Raw genomic sequence first — 18,884 nt, 5'->3', positions numbered from 1 at the left:
ACCGGACGACCCCGCGAGCTGATGGCGACCACCCGCCAGCCACTCAACCCTGCCCAAAAACAAGGACGAAAGAACCTTCAAAGAAAACCCGCCCAAACCCTTGACGAAAAACATAGGGACACCCCCCGACGAGAGTCTCACGGAAATGGCACTCACACAGCGGTACGCTGCGTCCCGAACCCCTGTCCGTGAAGCGCTCCAGCGCCTCGAGCAGGATGGCCTGGTCGAGCGGCGGGGCAAGGTCCTCACAGTCCGATCCCATACGGCTGAGGAAATCGTGGACATGTATGAATCGCGGATCATTCTTGAGCAGGCTGCAGCGGCAAAAGCGGCGCGCAAGCGGACCACTCCCAGCTCCTCGCTGGTCGGTCTACCCGAGGGATTGGATCAACAAGTACGCCGATGCCCTCTGACGACATTGACGTATCCAGGCCGGTGGGAGACCGTGCTGACGCACTATGAGGCACTGATCCAGGCCATCGAATCGGAAGACGCCACAACAGCCGGAGCCATTGCCGCCGCACACATGTCCGAAGCGCTCAACATCCGGCTCCAAATGTACGCCAGCAATCCCGGGGTCCTCTAAGTAGGACAGCCGTGCCAGTTCCATCTCAGTAGTTGTAGTCCGTGGCCGGAACGCGCGGCCCGTGGTGCGGCCGCCGCCTGCCGGCCACCAGGTCCAGGGAGAGCTTCACCAAAGCACGTTCACCTGTGGCACCCCAACCGTGCAGCCTCCCCAGCCAATCCGCGGGAATGGTTGGGTACCCGGCGGCGGCTCCAATCAAACCTCCGGCAATCGCGGCAACAGTGTCCGTGTCATTTCCTCCGCGGACGGCATTTTCCAGCGACAGCCGGAGCGCTTCCGGCCCCACCGCACCCGCTGACGCAAGGGCGCGGAAAATGGCGGACCACGCGCCCTGAAATGCCTCAACCACCCAGCCGTTGTTTTTGAAGTCGCATGGATGCGAAGCCTCGGCGACGTCGATCCGTGAACGCCATACCTCGGCCCGGCCGTCGTCCAGCAGCGGCAGCCCAACCCGCACATCCAGCTCGCCTTCCAGCACGGCATGGCGGATGGCTGCCGTCCATAGCTGACAGGCCTCGGTGGAGTCTGCCTCATAGTGGGTCAATGCGCTGATCCGTCCGGCGGCTTCCCACAGGCCAGCCACGGAAGAAAGGAACGCCAGTGCGACGGGCGCCGTGCGCATCAGGGAGCCATTGCCGGCGGATCGCCCTGCACTCTCATGGTGGGCCCGGGCAGCCGCGAAAGCCGCCTGGTCCGCGGCCTTGCCTGCGGCCATCAGGTGCGCCGCGCGTCGCAGCACTGAACCGGTTTGCGCCCCGACGTCCTTGGACTCCGCGGCCCATGCCTGCCAGCCGGTGACCATGCCTGAAAGCGAGCGTTCCCCCGCGGCGGACTGTCCGGCGTCGAGCGCATCGAGGATCGACGTTGCGATGGTGACGGCCATGGATGTGTCATCAGTCCATTCGGCGGGACCAAAACCGAACGGGCCGCCGCCCTTCATGGCCACGGGTGCCGAGGCCGGAAGTGCGGGGCCGAATTCGTAGCCGGCTCCGAGCGCATCGCCGACGGCAGTGGCGACCAGAGTGCCGGCGGCGCGGTCAAGTTGTGCGGGGGAGAGCTTCAAGGTGGTGCCTTTCGGTGGTTGAGCCAGTCGACGGTGGTAGAGCCGGTCGTGACCGGGCTGTCTGCTGTGCCTGAAGTTGAGTTACGTGAACACGCCGTGCTTGGCATTCCAGGCGGAGAGGTGGGCGATCTGCGGTTGAGTTCCCTCCGTGCCCCAAATACTCAGACCGCTGACGGGCAGGCTGGAATGGCCGTTTTCAATCCGACGTACCGGAATGGAGCCGGCGTTGCCGCGGTGTCCTGACTGGTTTCGGAGTCCAAGGCCATTGGACGCAATGGCCCCAACAAAGTCGCGGGCGGCCTGGGCCCGGACCGGGCGTGTGGCGCCCCGGCCGGCGGGGTTCCTGAACAGCAGCAGGTCCAGCACCAAGGCATCCATCACGGCGGCGAAGTGCCGGCGGAACAATTTCCGGGAACCGAACAGTTCCAAGGACAGGACCTGGCCTTCAATTCCAATGATCAATCCACGCTGGCCGTCCAGCAGGTTCGGCAGGAGGAATCCCTGGGGCCGCGGCAAGTCGAGGTGCTTAACCAGGGAGCCCGTCGCACTGTTGGTGCGGATGCCCTCGTAGCGCTGGACCCGCTGCCAGACAGCGTCCTGGTGGTCCGAGCCGTTCATATGCAGGCCGGCCTGGACATGGAACGGGGCGCGCCGGCCGGTGTTGAGGTGGACGGGGCTGCCGTTCCAGCGCCCTTGTTCAACGCACACAACCTTGATGTTCGCCGTTTCGCCCGCGCCGATCAACGTTGTCTGGGCTGCCATTCGGTGCTGTTGTCCGCCCTCCAGGAGCTGTCCCTCAGTGAGCAGCGCCGCTTTGGTTCCCTGGTTGGTGACCGTGAGCCGGCTGACTTCCGGAGTCGACAGCTCGTTGACGCCCAGCTTCGCTTCGGTGCCTGTGACCAGGCCCTTGGTTGCCCGGGCGTCCACCCAGACCGGGAAGAACGTGGCCGCTCCGCACTGCATGCCGACGCCTACGTGTAGTTGGGGCAGTTTCATGGCGGTTCTCCTGATCATTGGTCGAGCCTTTCGAGGCACGTTCAACCTGGTATAAATTTGCGCATTTATGCGCTAAATCAACGATAGGGCAAGTTGTGTATTTAGCGCAAGTCTGCGCAAAATAGAGTCATGACTTCTTCACCCGACCGGCCCTTAGACGGGTCCGGGAAGACGCTTCTGGATTACCCCCGCCCGTCGGTCGCCGTGGATACGGCGCTGTTGACCGTGCACGACGGCGCACTGAAAGTCCTGCTGGTCCGTCGCCCTGGGCCGGGGGAAGGGTGGGCGCTGCCCGGGACCTTTGTTCATCCGGGGGAGAGGCTGGCTGATGCGGTGCTGCGGTCCTTGCGGGAGAAGGCCGGAGTGACGGGGCGCTCGCCCCGTCAGCTTCACGTGTTTGACGAGCCGGATCGGGACAACCGCGGCTGGGTCTTGTCGGTGGCCCACGTTGATGTAGTCCCGGAGGCTGCGCTGATCGGGTCCGCCGTGACCGCGCCACGGGCCAAGCCACAGCCGGTGATCGAGCTGGTCGAAATCGACGCGATCGATTCCATGGACCTGCCCTACGACCACGGCCAAATCATTGGCCACGCCGTGACCCATATCCGCGGAAATTACAAAACATCACCGGACCCGGGCGGGCTTCTTACTGGGCCGTTCACCCTCAAGGAACTGCGGGAAGTCCATGAATCAGTTCTCGGCGAGCCGCTACAGCGCGACACGTTCCGCCGCACCATGGAACGCCAACTGAGTGCCACCGGCGCCATGTCGGACGGAACCAAAGGGCGGCCAGCGGCCTTGTTCGTTTCCCGCGGGGCAACTTAATCCTTGTAGGGGCTCCACTTCAAGGAGCGGGACAAGGCCAAGTCCAGCTCGTTGCCGCCAGCTTCACGCAACTGCCCGGAATCGCCGACAACCACCAGCAGGGTCCGGGCACGGGACAATCCAACGTAGAGGCGTTCGGCTGCCCTTTCCATATCCCGGAACCCGTTGACACACAGGATGACGACGGACCGTTCCAGCCCCTTGAAGCCCAGCACGTGGCCGTAAAACTCTCGTTCGTTGGCATGAAATTCGCGCCAGTACTCGTCAATCTTTCCGGACTCGAAGAAGTCACGATGAATGGGATGGCGCGAGTTGGTGGTCAGCAATGCGATTTGGTTGTTCGCCCAGCCGTCATCGATGAGGGCGTCGATGCAGTCACTGGCTACGTCCAGGGCTTCCCCTTCCGAACATTCCACTCGTCGCACGGCAAGCCCGGTGCTTCCGCGCGGGGTGAACCTTTCCCCGGCAAAACTCTTGAACGTCTCGGCGATCTTCTTGGTGTTCCGCAGGTTGTCATCGATGTGGATGGGGATTAGGCCGGGGATCGCTGCGGCCGAATCCCAACGTTTGTACACATCCTGGCGGTCATCCATGAACGCATAGATTTCTGAAGCATCAGGATCTTTCAGGCAGGAGCGCAGGGCGTCCCACCAGCCGGGCGCGAAGTCCTGGGCCTCGTCAACGATGACCGCGTCAAACTTTTCCTCGCGACGCAGTGTTGAAGCCAGTTCCTTCAACATTCTGGGCATTTCAACATCGAAATAGTCCTGACCTTCCCCACTGGGGATTCCCAGCGACTGAACATATTCATGGAACTCCCCGGTGAAAGCGGGCTTGGCTGATCGCCACCTCCCTACCTGATTGATGAGGTGCATGCCAAGTCCCTTGTTGTAGCAGAACAATCCGACGCGTTTGCCGGACCGGCAGAGCTCGCGAGCCTTCTCCACGGCGAGCCACGTCTTGCCGCTGCCTGCCCCGCCGGTAAACCTGATCCGCCTCAAGGAGCGGGTGGCCGAGAGCAGCACCGACTGGCGCTCGGTCAGGTGGTCTTGTTTGTCTTCGTCTTCCTCGTATCCGGTAGCACTGGTTTCCGCCTGGTCGAGACCGCCCTCCAGCCTTGGAACAATTCTTTCCAAGAAGGACGCCGCCAAGGGCACAGTTCCACCGCCCTCGGTTTCAATGGCCTGCCGAATTTTTTCGGCAGCATTTCCAAGGTCTTCTTGAGCAAGAAAAAGCGCGCGGGGACTCCCGGACTTTACCCAGTCGGGCGACATAACCGAGTATGGGAAGGCGGCCATGTATATGAAACGGCTTGTCAGCGGGGTGCCGATCTGGTCGGCCAGCCAGTTCTTGAAGGCATGAGCGGAGCTTTGCGACTGGGCCAGAGGATCGCGGAGTTTATGCTTTCCATCTTTGCCACCAGACTGAAACCACTGCCCGTGATCATTGGTAATTTGTCCGCCTTTTACTTCTATGGCGGCAAGGCCCACACCCGGCCAAAGCACCAGAATGTCGATCTCGTGCTCAGCCCGGCCATGTCGGACCTGCACAGAGTGGGCCAGCACGACGTCTTCGGGCAGATCAGCCTTCAACGAGTCCCAGACTGACTTCTCGGCCAGCTGGCCGTCATCGAAGTCAGGGTCTGGCGGAATGCACTGCACGGGAGGACTCCTTTCCGGTAATCGGTGCCAACGAGATATTCAACCTGTAGGATCCGGATCGACGCGAAGTCATGGTCACGACTCGGCCAAATTCGCGAGGTATTCGGCGTGGGCCAGGGCAGCGCGCTGTAGTTGGTCCACCGACAGCTTGGGTAGTTTTTTATAGCGGTAAATGAAATCGGGATCGAAATGGTTGAACTCGCCTTCGGCTTTCCCTTGCTCATTGTTGGAACGGGGGACGTCTGCGGAATCCAGGATCTGGTCCAAATGGTCGAAAGCGTAGAACTCCGGATGATTCCGTGCGAATTCGGATCTGACGTTCTTGCTGACAAGCCCCTGGCCGGACAGGTGTGGGAGGCGCATTGCCAGTCGGAAGGCCCCACCCTGATATTGCCATCCGGCAAGGATCCCCCGCTCCTTCCCGTGAATGGCGGTGAACCAGCTGACGCCAGGGCGTGAATTGTTGAAGTGACTGTCAGCGCCCGCCGGCAGGCCCTGCTGCTTCAGGATAGCGTTCAGGCGCTCAGCTACGCGTTCCGCCCGAGTCTTGGACAGGCCCGAGACCATCTGTTTGGTCAGGTATTGGTCAACGTCGCCAGCGGGATCAAACACCGGTTCGTCTCTGTCCTTGATACGTGTTGCGTCCACCAGCCCGCCCAATGAGAGCAGGACCTTGGCGTAACGTCTGACAGTTTCCACCTCGTAGCTTGGTTCCTCCCTGTCGAAGGCAACCTCGAGCAGTTCAGCCAATCGGTCGAAGCTGAGGTGCTTCCACACGAGCCGTTGGCCGCCTGTTGTGGTGTAGCGAGTCGGATATCCGTCTTCGATAAAGCCGGACCGGGTTGGGCTCAGCAGCAGCATGGCGCCTGGGCCCACGGGCCACCTGGCGACCTTTTCGGCATATTTGTCTAGCTGGTCAGGAGAGGGGGTGGAGAAGACCTTGTTCTCGATGACCAATGGTGCCTTGTCCGGCCAATGGAAAACTATGTCAAGGTTCTCTTTTTCACGGTCGACCCAACGACTTTCGCTGCCACTCCCGGAATTAACAAATTGACCGAAAACGTCGTCAGCTTTCTTCGGGAAAGCCTCGAATATCCAGGCCAACATGTTCGAGTGGAACAGTTCCTTGTTGCCAAACATGATCTGGGCAAGCGGTTCCGTGGCAAGTACCTGCGCGAAACTCACCTGGGATGTTTGAACCGGGGCCGGGATGCCATGGAGAAACAACCGGACCGGATTCGCCGCACCATGGGGCGGTGCAAGGTGGTGGACCGACTGCCCAATCCATGCGTCCGTTTCGGCGGATCGGTGTCCAGTGAAATAGTGGCGGTTCTTCATGCTTTCGGCAACGGCTGGGGCATAGCGCTGTTCACTTGTCCCCCAAGAATCGATGATGAACGCCGTCCGGATGATGCCGTCGGCGATTCCAAGGGCGATCTTTGCTGCGTCCCTGCTGCCGGATCCGATGCGCCAATTGCCACGGGTCATGTCGTAAAGGCTGCTCTCGGATTCCGTCGCGCCGTAGCTCTTGCCAATGACGAACATGGCGACTGGCATGTCGGTCCCCGGGAAGGCCTGACTGAGGATCTCGACTTCGCCGAAAGTAACAGCCATATGCATTCATCCCCAAGTGTTATTACGCCAGCAGGCAACCGGTAATCAGTCCTGGACATGACCTTACTTGAGAGCGGCAACATTGGAAGGCAAGCCGCTACCAGTGAAGTGGCCCCTGTTCGTCTTTGTCGTACACACCACATACCCTGGCCAGGTGAAGACATTTGATGGGGATGGATCACCAGAGCTGCTGGGCGAGGGACTCTACGAGTTGCTCCACACAAAGGAGCTGGGCCGGCGTCTCGCCGCGGTGCCGGAGCTTCAGGCCGGCATGGACGACCTGGGCCGGGATGACTCACCCGCAGCACTGGCGCGATACGTCGGCAATGCCGTCCAGCAACTGCTCATGGACACCAGGGAAGAGGACCGCGTTGCGAGGGCGAACCAGATCCTGGCCGTCATCGACCCGGGTAATCAGGTCACCCCGGGTCCCACCCAGCTCATGTCACTTCACAAACCCGATGCACTCAAGCGCCGGCAACTCCGCCGTCCCACCACAAACCTCAGCGACAGCGCGCTGCTCACCAACGGCAAGGACGATCCAAACCTTGCCGCCGAGATCCGGGCGGAGATCGAGTCCGCCGACGCAGTGGACCTGCTCTGCGCCTTCATCCGGTGGACGGGAATCCGCCTGCTGGAACCGGCACTCGAAGGGCTGAAGGAGCGCGGCGGGAAATTCCGGGTCATCACCACCACTTACATGGGCGCCACCGAACGCCGCGCCATCGACCACCTCGCTAACAAGTACGGCGCCGAGGTCAAGATCAGCTATGAGACACAGTCCACCAGGCTGCATGCCAAGGCCTGGCTCTTCGACCGGAAGACCGGTTTCAGCACCGCCTACGTTGGAAGCTCGAACCTGAGCCGGGCCGCCATGCTGGACGGCCTCGAATGGAACGTACGCCTCTCCAACATCGGGACACCTGCACTCCTGCAGAAGTTTGCCATCACCTTCGACAGCTATTGGGAACAGCGGGCGTTCCAGGACTATGACCCCGCCACGGATGCTGCCAAACTTGACGCAGCCTTGCAGCGCAACGGCGGCAAGCTGACCTCCGCCCCCACGGGATACACGGGCCTTGAGGTGGAACCGTTCCTGCACCAGGTCGAGATGCTTGAAGACCTCGATGCCGAACGAGCCAAGGGTTTCCACCGAAACCTGATCGTCGCGGCCACGGGCACTGGGAAGACAGTCATCGCAGCCGTCGACTACAAGCAACTCTGCGAAGCCGCCGGTCGGGATCTGAGCCTGCTGTTCGTCGCCCACCGCAAGGAAATCCTGCAACAGTCGCTGACCACCTACCGCAACGTCATGCAGGACGGAGCCTTCGGCGAACTGTTCGTCGGAGCAGACAAGCCCAAACAGTGGAAGCACGTTTTCGCCAGCGTCCAATCGCTCTCCGCCAAGGGCATCGGCGTGCTGCCCGCAGACCGGTTCGACGTCGTCGTCATTGACGAGTTCCACCACTCGGCCGCGTCCACGTACCGGAAGCTGATGGAACACCTTCAGCCGCTGGAACTGCTCGGGCTGACGGCCACGCCCGAGCGGGGCGACGGCATCCACGTCGCCGACCTGTACTTCGATGGGCGGACGGCGAGCGAACTGCGCCTCTGGGACGCCCTTGACGCCGATCTCCTGGTCCCGTTCCACTACTTCGGGGTGTCCGACGACGTCGACCTGAGCCATTTGGACTGGAAGCGCGGATCGTACGACCTGCAACAGCTCAGCGGGCTCTACACGGGCCACAGTGCGCGCGCGGCCAAGGTGGTCAGGGAACTGCAGGACAAGGTCACCAGCACCCAGGACATGCGCGCCATCGGCTTTTGCGTCTCGGTGCAGCACGCCCGGTACATGGCGCAGGTGTTCAATCAGGCGGGAATCGCGTCGCTTGCGGTGTCGGGCCAGACGGACGACGGCGAACGCGCCCTTGCGCTTCGACGGCTGCGGGACCGCGAGATCAACTGCATTTTCGCCGTTGACCTTTTCAATGAGGGCCTCGACCTGCCGGAGGTGGACACGATCCTGCTCCTGCGCCCGACGCAGAGTGCCACGATCTTCATCCAGCAGCTGGGCCGCGGGCTCCGGCGGGCCCGCGACAAAGCCGTGCTCACGGTGTTGGACTTCATCGGGCAGCAGCACCGCGAGTTCCGCTTTGATGACCGGTACCGGGCCATGACAGGCTACGGCAGGAAACGCCTTGAGAAGGCGGTGGAAGACGACTTTCCCTTCCTGCCATCCGGCTCCCAAATTGTCCTGGACCGGGTCGCGAAGGACGTGGTGCTGACGAACTTGAAGGCTCAGCTGAACTTAAATAAACCGAAACTGGTGGCCGACATCAAGTCGTATTCGGAGCTGTTGTTGGCGAATTACCTGGAAAGGTCAGGCAATGACGTCAAGACCATCTACAAGAGCACCAGGAACTCCTGGACCGACTATTTGCGCCTCGCGGGGCTCATCGACGGGCTTTCCCCCTTGGAATCACTGGCCGGCGGGAAGTACGACGAGTTGAACCAGGCCGCGGAGAAGAAGCTTCTCGGCCGGATGGCGGCCCTGATTCATGTTGACGACCAAGAACGCGCGGATGCCTATTCCATGCTAGTTTCTGCCAACGCACCTTCCTACGCGGACCTGGCCCCGCGGGAGCAGGTCTTCGCCAGGATGCTCTTCTTCACGCTGTGGGACGACGCCGGCGGATTCACCTCCTACGACGAAGGCTTCGATCACCTGCGCCGCCATCCGCATGTCTGCAGCGAGATTCAGCAGATCGTGGCGCTGGGAGCCGCGGCGTCCAAGCGGGCCGGCAGGAGCCTTGGCATGGAGTATGCGGGAATTCCGCTATATTCGCATGCGACGTACAGGCGCGAGGAAATCTTGGCCGCCCTGCAGTATGGGTCTTTGGAGACCGGGAAGAACGTCAAACACCGCGAAGGCGTTGCCTGGTGTCCGTCCACCAATACGGACGCATTCTTTGTGACGATAAGCAAAGACCAGGCCAAACACTCTGCCACCACCATGTACAAGGACTATGCAATCAGTCCGCAGCTGTTCCATTGGGAGTCGCAGAACAACACTTCGCCGACAAGCACTGTTGGCCGGCGCTACTTAGGCCACAAGGCGCAGGGGTCCAACGTCCTGCTGTTCACCCGCGACACCGCTGAGGACGAAACCGGGTTGACCTTGCCTTACACGTGTCTTGGCCAGGTCGACTATGTCCAGCACAAGGGGGAGAAGCCAATCGCCATTACATGGAAGCTGCACCGGCCGATGCCGGCGGACGTGTTCGCCGACGCGGCGGCCGTCGCCCAATAAGACGTTCAGGCACGGAGTCCCGACTTGTCGTGAGACAGTCCGAAAAGCGGGCCGCGTCAATTCGATGTCACATACTCGATAGTAGTTTTCTTCCCTGCCACAGTGATTGCGTACCCGCTGCTACAGGAGGACCGCTGTGACCGTTCGAGACAACACCAACCGCCGGCTCAAGGAAGTTCTGGACATCATGGCCGCAGGGTCGTGGGAGGACCAGAAGCCCAACGGGGGAGAGGTCTTGGCAGAGGCCGTGGCCCGCATCCCTTTCAGCAAGGAAGAGTCCGAGCTCCTCAGCGGAGGCATTCCGCGTGGCCACAAGAACCTGACCAAGGCCACCGCGGAGCTGGTGAAGGCCGGTTGGATGAGCAAGGGCCGCAGCGGCTGGGAAATCACCGAGGACGGGCTGAAGGCCACTGTTGCGTTCAAGACCGTTGATGCGCTGACCGCAGCCCTCGCCGATGGAACCCCGGTCCCGGCCGAAACGCCGCTCCCCGCCAAGCCTGTGGCCAAAAAGGCTGCCGCCAGGAAGCCCGCGACCAAAGCCGCAGCCACCGCCAAGAAGGCGCCGGCCAAGGCGGCCCCCAAGAAGACCGCCACGAAGGCACCTGCCAAGGCATCCGGCGTCGAACATAAGGACCAGCCGGCCTCAGTAGCCCTGGCCGGGGACTTCGGCACCATCCTGGGCGCCCTGGTGAACTGGGACCCCGCACACGACAGCGTGCAGATGAAGCTGGATGCAAAGCGCGGCACCTGGAAGCTGACCGCTGACCTGCCGGCAGGAAAATACAGCTACAAGGCCGTGGCGAACGGTTCCTGGGATGAGAACTACGGCGCATTCGGCCTGCGGGACGGCGCCAACCACGAGTTCGAACATGCCGGTGGGCCGGTCACCTTCCATTACGACCACGCCACCAAGGACGTGCTGCGGGGCGAATAGGGGCGGGCCGCGCGCCCCTTGGTCTCGACGCGCTCGCAGGGCTCGCTGCTCGACCAGCGGGGGAGCCGGACCTATCCGTGGAGGGTCCGGTACGTTTCCGCGGCCGCAGGGTGCAACGGCAGCCCGGCCGTGTTGATCAAGGTCTCGGGACTGAGAAACTGGATGCCGAGGCTGGACTTCGGGATAAGCTCCCGGGCGTGGTCCACCAGCAGCAGCACCGTCTGCCTGACCGTCTCGGCGTTGAGGTCCGCCCGGCACAGCAGCAGATTGGCAACGCCGATGGTGTTGACGGATGGCGTCCCGCCATAGCTGTTCTCCGGAATCACTGCGTGTTCGTAAAAGCCACCGTAGCCTGACGCCAGCCGCGGAAGCAGCGCAGCCAGGTCGAGAAACCGGAGCCCGACTTCGGCATTGGCTGCGGTGATGGCCGCTGTGGGAAGACCGCCTGACCACAACAGCGCGTTGATGGCACCCTTGCGGATCGCGGCCAGCCCGTCGTTCAGACCCAGCTGGTGCTGCCGTACGGGATTCCGTGAGTCCGGCCCCAGGCCCGCAGCATCGATGATCCTGCCGGCGGCCAGCGCCGTCCCGGAACCCACCGCGCCGGTCCCCACCGACCTGCCGGCCAGGTCTTCGAATGAGCCAATCCTGCTGTCCCTCCGCACGATGCAGTGGACGTAGTTCTCATAGACCTTGCCAATGGCCACCATGCGTCCCGGGGTCGCATTCATCAGGTCCGCAGCGCTGTCCGCCAGAACCGGGCCCATCGTGGCCGACCCTGCGAGGATCCGGGAAAAATTCTCCGCGCTGCCGCCTGTGGAAATGGTGGTGGCGGTCCTTGCCACGCCGTTGCGCTGCAGTGACGCGGCGAGCAGACCCGCAAATTCCAGGTAGAAACCGCCGGGCTCGCCGCCGGCAATCACGGCACGATCCAGCGGAGAGTGAGGAGCGCAGGCCGCGACGGCCGGCAGGATCGTTCCGGCCAGAACGGCTCCGGCGGCGGATTTGAAGAGCCGACGGCGGGTCACCGGCTGGTTCTCGACAGCCTCGACCGGCGGGCGGGCGTCAATCATCGGAGGACCTTGGTCTCGACAGGCTCGACCGGCGGCTGGGTCTGGACAAGCTCGGCCGCCGGTCCGGGCCCGGCCAGCGGGGCAGGACCAGCCTGGCCCGCAGCCCGTGCGGCTCGCTGGGGCCCAGCACCAGCGTGCCGCCGTTGGCTTCGGCCAGCCGGTCCACAATGGTCAGGCCCAGCCCGGTGCCCCGGATGTCCCGGTGGTCCGGCGACCGCCAAAACCGCGTTGTGCTCAAGGCGAGGTCGTCGGGGGACATGCCGGGGCCGTCGTCGGACACCTCAATGTCCACGGTGGCGGCAGATGCCTTGAGGGTGAGCCGGATATGGCCGCCGGGGGCGTACTTGATGGCATTTTCCAGCAGCTCGCCCAGCATTTGGGCCAGTTCAAAGGGGCTGCAGGCCACATAAAGCTCGGCGTCCGGGCTGCTTTGAAGTGACAATTTCGTCCCGCTGCCGGTGGCCGCCGCCGTGGCCCTGTCCAGTTCTTCCTGCACGGCCAGCAAGGCGTTCGCCCGGTCGTGCTCCGAGGCGGGCACCGGGCCCACGGCCTTCCCCGCCGTGCCCTCAAAGGCGCGGTTTTCCGCCGTGGCCAGCATGAGCACCCCGTCAAGGAGTTCCTCCACCCGGCCCAGCTCGGCCGTGACGGCGGAGAATGCCTCGGGCTCCGGACCTGCCTTGAGCTGGAGCAGGTCCACCCGCAGCCTCAGGGCGGCCACGGGGTTGCGCAATTGGTGGGAGGTGTCCGCAATCAGCTGGCGCTGCTGCTCGAGGCTCCCCTTGACCGCCGCGGCCATGGTGGTCAGCGAGCGGCTGAGCTCCCGCAACTCCGGCGGCCCGTCCTCGGGGACGCGGCGCATGGAGCCGGTTTCCTCCAGTTCCACCACGGCGGAATTGAGCCGGTGGATGGGCCGCAGCACCCACCGGGTCACCCGGGCCGCACCAAACAGCAGCCCGACTTCCAGCAGGGCTCCCGCTGCAATGACCAAGATCCACAGCGTCCTCAGCTTGGCCTGGGCGGTACCGGCGTCGACTTCCAGGACCACCTCGCCCATGACCTGGTTCGCGCTGCCAAAGGATGTGGACACGAGCATCGTGCCGGGGCCGACGGGACGCAGCGCCGGCAGCTTGGTCAGGCTCAGGTTCAGGCTGGCATTGAACAGGGCATCCCTGACATCCGCCCGGGCGGGATCGAGCACGCCCGAAACCAGGGTGCGATCCTGGGTGTGAACCAGGATCCCTTCGCCGTAGAGCTTGGAGTAGGTATCCATCGCCGTCTTCAGCCCGGCCCACTCATGGGTGGCGGCGGCATCCGCGGCCACCTGGGAAAAACGGTTGAGCGAGGCCAGCCGGTTGATTTCCAGGTCCTGTCCGAGCGCGCGGCTGCCGGCGCTCAGGATCGAATACGCCAGGCCCACCACCAGCAGCACGGACAGAAGGCCCAGGACGCCCAGGACGCGGACCCTCACCCCGGGTTCGCTTCGAAGCGGTAGCCGACGCCGCGGACGTTGACGATGTAGCCCGGCCGGCCCAGCTTGGCGCGCAAGCCGGTCAGGTGGACGTCCAGGGAACGCGAGGCTGCCACGAAGGCGTCGCCCCAGAGGGCATCCATGATTTGTTCGCGGGTGGCGATGGAGCCGCCATGGCGGACCAGCAGTTCCAACAACCCGAACTCGGTGGGGGTCAATGCCAGGAGCCGGCCATCCAGCTCGGCGGTTCGGTGGTCCGAGTTGAGCGTGAGGGCTCCGGCGGTGAGCTGGCTGCTTTGGGGCGCCGCACGCCCCATCCGCCGGCCCACGGCTTCGATCCGGGCCAGCAGTTCGGCGAGCTTGACCGGTTTGACCAGGTAGTCGTCCGCGCCCAGCCGCAGGCCTCGGACCACGCTGCGTTCATCATCGCGGGCCGTGAGGATGATGACGGGGGCCAGGGTCACCTGGCGCAGCTTGCGCAACACGTCCAGGCCGTCCATGTCCGGCAGGCCCAAATCAAGCAGGACCATGTCCGCCCCGTGGTGCCGGAGCAGGGCGTCGCTGCCACGGAACACCCTGGCGGCCTGGTGCCCGGCGGAACCCACGGCCGCAAGCAGGGCGGAGGCAACGGCGTCGTCGTCCTCAACGATCAGCAAGTCCACGCGTCAGTCCCTTTGCGGCAGTGCCGGGCAGCCTGTCGCGGTGACAGGCTGCCCGGGCCAGTGTGCTTCCAGATTACCGGGCGGCGACGTCGTCCAGGTCGGGGGTGCCGCCGTCGGGCGTGGACCCGAGGGCTTCGGCCTCGATGTGCGAGGTCTTCGACGACTCGCCCATCCTCCAGTAGACGATGAAGCTGACGGCGATGCAGGCGGCCACGTAGAAGTAAAACACCGGCTCCAGCCCGATGCTCTTCAGTCCAAGGGCGATGAATTCCGCGGTGCCGCCAAAGATGGCCACGGTGAGCGCGTACGGCAGCCCGACGCCCAGGGCACGGATTTCCGTCGGGAAAAGCTCGGCCTTAACAATGGCGTTGATGGACGTGTAGCCGCTGACGATGACCAGGCCCACCATCATGAGCAGGAACGCCCCCACGGGGTTTTTGGTCCCCGCCATGAGGAAGAACAGGGGAACGGTCAGGAGCGTGCCGAGGATGCCGAAGCCGAGCAGCAGCGGACGGCGCCCAATCCGGTCTGACAGAGCTCCGGCCACGGGCTGCAGGACCACGAAGGCCAGCAGGGCGAAGAAGTTGATCCAGCTGACAGTGGACTTGTCGATGCCCACGGTGTTGACCATGAACTTTTGCATGTACGTGGTGTAGGTGTAGAACGCCACCGTGCCGCCCAGGGTAAGCCCGACGACGGTCATGACGGCCTTGGGGTGCTGGAGCAGGATGCGGATGGTGCCGGCCTGGGACGTGGATTCCTTGCCCAGCCGGGTGAACTGCTCGGATTCATCCATGGTGCGGCGCAGCCACAGGACTGTCAGGGCAAAGATGGCGCCGAGCACGAACGGGATCCGCCAGCCCCACGTCTTCATGTCGGAATCGCTGAGGAGTTGTTGCAGGATGATCTGCACGCCGAGGGCAATCAGCTGCCCGGCGATGAGGGTGACGTACTGGAAGCTGGAGTAGAAGCCGCGGCGGCCGCTGCTGGCCATTTCCGAAAGGTACGTGGCGGAGGTGCCGTATTCGCCGCCCAGGGACAGGCCCTGGATGAGCCGGGCGACGACGAGGATGATGGGCGCCCACACGCCGATGGTCTCGAAGCCCGGTGTGCAGGCAATGATCAACGAACCGGCGGCCATCACCGTGATGGACAGCGTGAGCGCGGCCCGGCGGCCGTGGCGGTCCGCGTACCGGCCCAGGATCAGGCTTCCGAGCGGGCGCATCAGGAAGCCGACGGCGAAGATGGCCGCCGTGTTCAGCAGCCGCGACGTGGAGTCGCCCGCCGGGAAGAACTCGGCCGAAAAGTACACGGCAAAGGCCGCGTAGACATACCAGTCGTACCATTCGATGAGGTTCCCCACGGAACCCTTGAAAATGTTGCTTGTGATGCGCCGCGTCGTTGCGCGCTCACGTGCCTTGTCCACGGCAGGTGCGCCCATGGATCCTCCTCGACGTTTTGGGTTGTGGCCCCGAAGAAGTGATGGGGCACAAGCCAAGTTATGCGTGATCCGGGGCACAACAAAGCCGATCCGGGCTTTCCTAACACTTCCTTAGGTTTGCCGGTTGCAAGGAGAATGCGGCGGGGTTTCCGGGCGTGGGCGGGCAGTCGGGCCGGGGTCTCGACCACTGGGGCGCGACCCCTGCCCCCCGCCTAGTCGGTGTCCTTGCTCAGCTGCCGCCTGGCGATGGACAGCCCGGCAACGATCACCACCAGGATGCCGGCAGCTCCGCCGATGATGCCCCACGGCACCGCCGGGCCGGAGGAACCTTCCGCCGCGACAGCCGACGCCGTCGGCCCGCTTGCCGCCGCCGGCGCACTGGCGCCGCCGGTGGCCGTGAAGGAAAATGTCCCTTCGACGGGGTGCGAATCCGAGGAGACAATCCGCCACTCCACCGTGTACTTTCCGGCCGGGGCACCCGGCTTGACACCCTGCGTGACGTGGTTGTCAACGATGTTCACGGGGCCTTCGGCCCAGTTGGTGCCTGCCGCATCCTTGACCAGGATCTCCGAGCCGATCGCGGTGGGCGTGTGGTTGAACGTCAGCCCGATCCTGGCCGGCACGGCGGTGACGGTTGAACCGTCTGCGGGGCTGGTGCCCTCCAGCTGGTCATGCGCCTGCGCCGCGGCCATGGGGAGCATGAACGCCGCCAGTGCGACGACGGCCAGCAGCGCCCGCGCGAACGGGCCCAGGCGGCGGTGTGCTGTGGTGCGGTTGCTCATGGCATTTCCTTATTTCGCCGTTGGCTTGCGGCGGCCGGCAAGGACCATGCCCAGTGCGGTGCCGCCCAGGAGCAGGCCCGCGGCGCCGAGCACGATGCCCCACACGGAGGCGGCATTGCCGGTGTCGCTGGTGGTGGCTGGGTCGGCGGCCGGGGTGGCGCCGTCGGCGGCGGTCGTGACGAACGACGGGGCCGGGTGCTCGGGTTCGGCCTGGCCGGCGACGGCCTTCTGGTCCCAGTTCACCACCGAACCGTCCGTGTAGGTCTGGCTGGCCGGCAGCAGGACGGTGGTGCCTGCCTTGGGGAGCTTGCCCAGGGACAGGGAGAAGGACTGGTATTCGTTCGGGCCGATCTGGTGGGCGGCGTCGGCGGTCCATTCCACGGAGGTGGCTGCCTTGGTCACCTCGCTGCCGCCCACGGTGACAGGCTTGGGGAGCTTGGTGGTGATGACCTTCGCGGTCCAGCCGTCCAGGGCCTTGACGGAGACGGAGGTGAAGGGGTGGTCGGTGGGGAGTTTGACCACGAGCTTGGTGGTCTTGGCGGTGTCCGATTCGTTGGGCACGTTGAACGTTACGTGTGTGTAGCCGTTGGCTGCCGGGTCATCGGCGACGGCGTGGACGTGGGCGGATGCGGCGGCGGCGCCGGCGGCCAGGAAGGCGGCGGCGAGGGCGCCGGTGGCGATGGTCTTGAGGGTGCGGCGTGCTGGGGATTTCATGGTGGGCCTTTCAGGGGCTCTGAAGCTGTGGGTGTGGGTATGCGGCGGGCGGCCCGGACGCCGGAGACGGGTCAGGGGTGCCGGATGGGTGCCGCAGGGCGGCGGGCCGTGGTGTCCGGCCCGGGGGGATGGCCGCAGCACGCGATGCCACGCCCCGACCCGTTGGGTGGGGGAGCGGCTTAGGCTGCGGCGGCCAGGGCCGGCGGGCCGCGGTGGTGGCGGACCGGCAGCGGGACGTCCAGGGCGCTGGCGGCCGGCAGCCAGGGTTCAGGGGCCGCATCAATGCGCAACGGTGCGGGGATGGGGACAATGGCCAGGCCGATGATGGCGGTGATGCGCAGTCGCAGGGACTCCAGCAGACGGATGGCACTGGCCTCGCCGTAGCGCAGGAACACGATGGTCAGTCCCGCAGCGGCCGCGTGGCTGAACCACATGGCGGGGGTGTGGCCCGCAGCCATGTCCGCGGCGGGGCCGACGGCCATGGGGGAGGGGGCTGCAAGGGTGCCGCCCATGTCCATCCCGCCCATGTCCATCCCGCCCATGTCCATCCCGCGGTGCGCGGCGGCCATGGCGGCTGCCGGCAGGGAGGCCGGGGTGTCTGCGGAGAGGCTGAACAGCAGGTGGAACAGGCCTTCGCTGGCCACCACGGCCGCCACCAGGTTCGTCAGGGACAGTACGCGTCCGGCCAGGAATACACACACCAAGCCGGAGATTGCCAGGGAAAACAGCACCAGCAGCGGCTGCGGGGCGTCCCCGCCGCCCCAAATGTGCGACAGCACCGCAGCCAGCGTGGCAAACGCGGCGGCAGTCCAGCCGCGGGCCAGGCGCGCACCACGATCGCCCACGGTACCTCCCTGCCCCTGTTGCCGGCGCCCCAGCCCGGTGTGGCGGGCGCATCCCCCACCATCATAAACGTTCTACGCGGTGTCGAAAACAGCGGCTGCGGGCTTGGCCGATAGGGTGGAAACATGCCGCACGGACTACGACGACCCGCACTTGCACTGGTGCTCATCCTGGGCGCCGGGCTGGCCGCCGCCTCCTGCTCCGGCCCGTCCCTGCCCAGCGCGGCCGACGCCGGGCCCCGCCTCCAGCAGCTCTCCACCGACCTCGCTGCGGCGCTGTCCGCCGCTTACCCCGGGGCGCCCTGGCTGTCCGTCCCGGGGCAGGCCACGAATCTTTCCAAGAACGACGCCGGCACCTGCCACCTCACCATCGGCACCTTGCGCTCCAAGGAATCCCTGAGGGACGTGCCCGGCGGGTGGGCCGCCGTCATGAAAACCGTCAACCCGGTCCTGAGGGAAGGCGGCTTTGCCGACGTTACGCGTACGGATTCGCTCAAGGGCGGTTACACGGGCATCAGCTCCACCGACGGCCACGGCGGCGAGGTGAAGATCTCGGAGAAAGGGGCCACCGAGATTTCGGTGGGCTCCGACGTCTCCGACAAGGACTGCAGCCTGCAGTAGGTCCTGCCACGGCGGTGGTCGAGTAGAACCCGGTGGCGAGCAGCGAGCTATGTGAGCGCGTCGAGACCAGGGTTGCTGCGCCCGCTCGCCCCGCGGATGCGTAACGTAGACAATTGAGGCACATAATCCAGGCTGATGTCGCCGAACCGGGATCCTGGACACGGCCGGCTTCGCTGTTGCCAACTCACTTTGTCAGACCCCCACCCTACCTTGGGAACAAGACAGATCCACTGGCGATCCGTCCGCGATTTGCGCTACTGAATCCGCGCTATTCGCATCGTCACTTATAGGG

The 18,884-nt window shown here is 64.5% G+C and carries 16 protein-coding genes; 5 read left to right on the top strand and 11 right to left on the bottom strand.

Annotated features, from left to right (window positions below; translation table 11 throughout):
- The first annotated feature begins 100 nt into the window (after positions 1–100).
- On the top strand, positions 101–586 hold the full coding sequence (locus MMF96_RS12735; protein WP_256883734.1) for a GntR family transcriptional regulator: 486 nt from the start codon (positions 101–103) through the stop codon (positions 584–586).
- A gap of 25 nt (positions 587–611) precedes the next feature.
- Here the strand turns inward: MMF96_RS12735 and MMF96_RS12730 are convergent, their stop codons facing one another.
- Together MMF96_RS12730 and MMF96_RS12725 are read right to left on the bottom strand one after the other, a co-directional pair.
- Positions 612–1,649 carry an ADP-ribosylglycohydrolase family protein gene (locus MMF96_RS12730; protein ID WP_256883733.1) on the bottom strand — a complete coding sequence of 346 codons (1,038 nt, stop codon included), beginning with the start codon at positions 1,647–1,649 and terminating at the stop codon, positions 612–614.
- An 81-nt stretch (positions 1,650–1,730) separates the two neighbouring features.
- On the bottom strand, positions 1,731–2,645 hold the full coding sequence (locus MMF96_RS12725) for an ARPP-1 family domain-containing protein (RefSeq protein WP_256883732.1): 915 nt from the start codon (positions 2,643–2,645) through the stop codon (positions 1,731–1,733).
- A 129-nt stretch (positions 2,646–2,774) separates the two neighbouring features.
- On the opposite strand from MMF96_RS12725, the gene MMF96_RS12720 reads away from it, so the two are divergent.
- Positions 2,775–3,470 (top strand): NUDIX domain-containing protein, encoded by a 696-nt coding sequence (locus MMF96_RS12720; RefSeq protein WP_256883731.1) that lies wholly within the window; start codon positions 2,775–2,777, stop codon positions 3,468–3,470.
- Here MMF96_RS12720 and MMF96_RS12715 read toward each other — a convergent pair.
- Complete coding sequence (locus tag MMF96_RS12715; protein ID WP_176616168.1) at positions 3,467–5,131, bottom strand: NERD domain-containing protein; 1,665 nt, start codon at positions 5,129–5,131, stop codon at positions 3,467–3,469. The two genes, MMF96_RS12720 and MMF96_RS12715, sit on opposite strands and share 4 nt — an antisense overlap.
- A 75-nt stretch (positions 5,132–5,206) precedes the next feature.
- A complete protein-coding gene (locus MMF96_RS12710) occupies positions 5,207–6,745 on the bottom strand; it encodes a PD-(D/E)XK nuclease family protein (protein WP_176616167.1) in 1,539 nt (512 codons plus the stop codon).
- 190 nt (positions 6,746–6,935) lie between these two features.
- Between MMF96_RS12710 and MMF96_RS12705 the strand changes: the two genes are divergently transcribed.
- Complete coding sequence (locus MMF96_RS12705) at positions 6,936–10,055, top strand: DUF3427 domain-containing protein (RefSeq protein WP_256883738.1); 3,120 nt, start codon at positions 6,936–6,938, stop codon at positions 10,053–10,055.
- Between the two features lie 136 nt (positions 10,056–10,191).
- Positions 10,192–10,989, top strand: coding sequence for a glycosidase (locus MMF96_RS12700; protein WP_375141432.1), 798 nt, complete (start codon positions 10,192–10,194; stop codon positions 10,987–10,989).
- A gap of 71 nt (positions 10,990–11,060) precedes the next feature.
- Here the strand turns inward: MMF96_RS12700 and MMF96_RS12695 are convergent, their stop codons facing one another.
- The 7 genes from MMF96_RS12695 to MMF96_RS12665 all read right to left on the bottom strand — a co-directional run bounded on the left by MMF96_RS12695 (position 11,061) and on the right by MMF96_RS12665 (position 17,974).
- On the bottom strand, positions 11,061–12,062 hold the full coding sequence (locus MMF96_RS12695) for a TAXI family TRAP transporter solute-binding subunit (RefSeq protein ID WP_176616166.1): 1,002 nt from the start codon (positions 12,060–12,062) through the stop codon (positions 11,061–11,063).
- Positions 12,055–13,530: a HAMP domain-containing sensor histidine kinase gene (locus tag MMF96_RS12690; RefSeq protein WP_176616165.1), complete on the bottom strand. Its 1,476-nt coding sequence runs from the start codon at positions 13,528–13,530 to the stop codon at positions 12,055–12,057. Before MMF96_RS12690 ends, MMF96_RS12695 begins: the two co-directional genes overlap by 8 nt.
- Complete coding sequence (locus tag MMF96_RS12685; RefSeq protein ID WP_176616164.1) at positions 13,527–14,192, bottom strand: response regulator transcription factor; 666 nt, start codon at positions 14,190–14,192, stop codon at positions 13,527–13,529. Before MMF96_RS12685 ends, MMF96_RS12690 begins: the two co-directional genes overlap by 4 nt.
- Positions 14,193–14,265: 73 nt before the next feature.
- On the bottom strand, positions 14,266–15,633 hold the full coding sequence (locus MMF96_RS12680) for an MFS transporter (protein WP_256883730.1): 1,368 nt from the start codon (positions 15,631–15,633) through the stop codon (positions 14,266–14,268).
- Between the two features lie 212 nt (positions 15,634–15,845).
- Complete coding sequence (locus MMF96_RS12675) at positions 15,846–16,415, bottom strand: copper resistance CopC family protein (protein ID WP_256883729.1); 570 nt, start codon at positions 16,413–16,415, stop codon at positions 15,846–15,848.
- Between the two features lie 9 nt (positions 16,416–16,424).
- A complete protein-coding gene (locus tag MMF96_RS12670; RefSeq protein ID WP_176616161.1) occupies positions 16,425–17,129 on the bottom strand; it encodes a YcnI family protein in 705 nt (234 codons plus the stop codon).
- Between the two features lie 179 nt (positions 17,130–17,308).
- Positions 17,309–17,974, bottom strand: a complete 666-nt coding sequence (locus tag MMF96_RS12665) for a hypothetical protein (protein WP_176616160.1) — start codon at positions 17,972–17,974, stop codon at positions 17,309–17,311.
- Positions 17,975–18,097: 123 nt separating this feature from the next.
- Here MMF96_RS12665 and MMF96_RS12660 point away from each other — a divergent pair, with 123 nt between their 5' ends.
- Positions 18,098–18,592, top strand: coding sequence for a hypothetical protein (locus MMF96_RS12660; RefSeq protein ID WP_176616159.1), 495 nt, complete (start codon positions 18,098–18,100; stop codon positions 18,590–18,592).
- Positions 18,593–18,884 lie beyond the last annotated feature (292 nt).

Source organism: Arthrobacter sp. STN4 (genome assembly GCF_024539665.1).
GTDB lineage: Bacteria > Actinomycetota > Actinomycetes > Actinomycetales > Micrococcaceae > Specibacter.
Note: the sequence above shows the minus strand (reverse complement) of the source record. Positions and strands in the feature narration are given on the sequence as shown.

Bases quoted from the DNA above. Each gene is read 5' to 3' on its own strand.
- MMF96_RS12695 (WP_176616166.1), bottom strand. From the start codon at position 12,062: ATGATTGACGCCCGCCCGCCGGTCGAGGCTGTCGAGAACCAGCCGGTG.
- MMF96_RS12675 (WP_256883729.1), bottom strand. From the start codon at position 16,415: ATGAGCAACCGCACCACAGCACACCGCCGCCTGGGCCCGTTCGCGCGG.
- MMF96_RS12670 (WP_176616161.1), bottom strand. From the start codon at position 17,129: ATGAAATCCCCAGCACGCCGCACCCTCAAGACCATCGCCACCGGCGCC.
- MMF96_RS12710 (WP_176616167.1), bottom strand. From the start codon at position 6,745: ATGGCTGTTACTTTCGGCGAAGTCGAGATCCTCAGTCAGGCCTTCCCG.
- MMF96_RS12725 (WP_256883732.1), bottom strand. From the start codon at position 2,645: ATGAAACTGCCCCAACTACACGTAGGCGTCGGCATGCAGTGCGGAGCG.
- MMF96_RS12720 (WP_256883731.1), top strand. From the start codon at position 2,775: ATGACTTCTTCACCCGACCGGCCCTTAGACGGGTCCGGGAAGACGCTT.
- MMF96_RS12680 (WP_256883730.1), bottom strand. From the start codon at position 15,633: ATGGGCGCACCTGCCGTGGACAAGGCACGTGAGCGCGCAACGACGCGG.
- MMF96_RS12660 (WP_176616159.1), top strand. From the start codon at position 18,098: ATGCCGCACGGACTACGACGACCCGCACTTGCACTGGTGCTCATCCTG.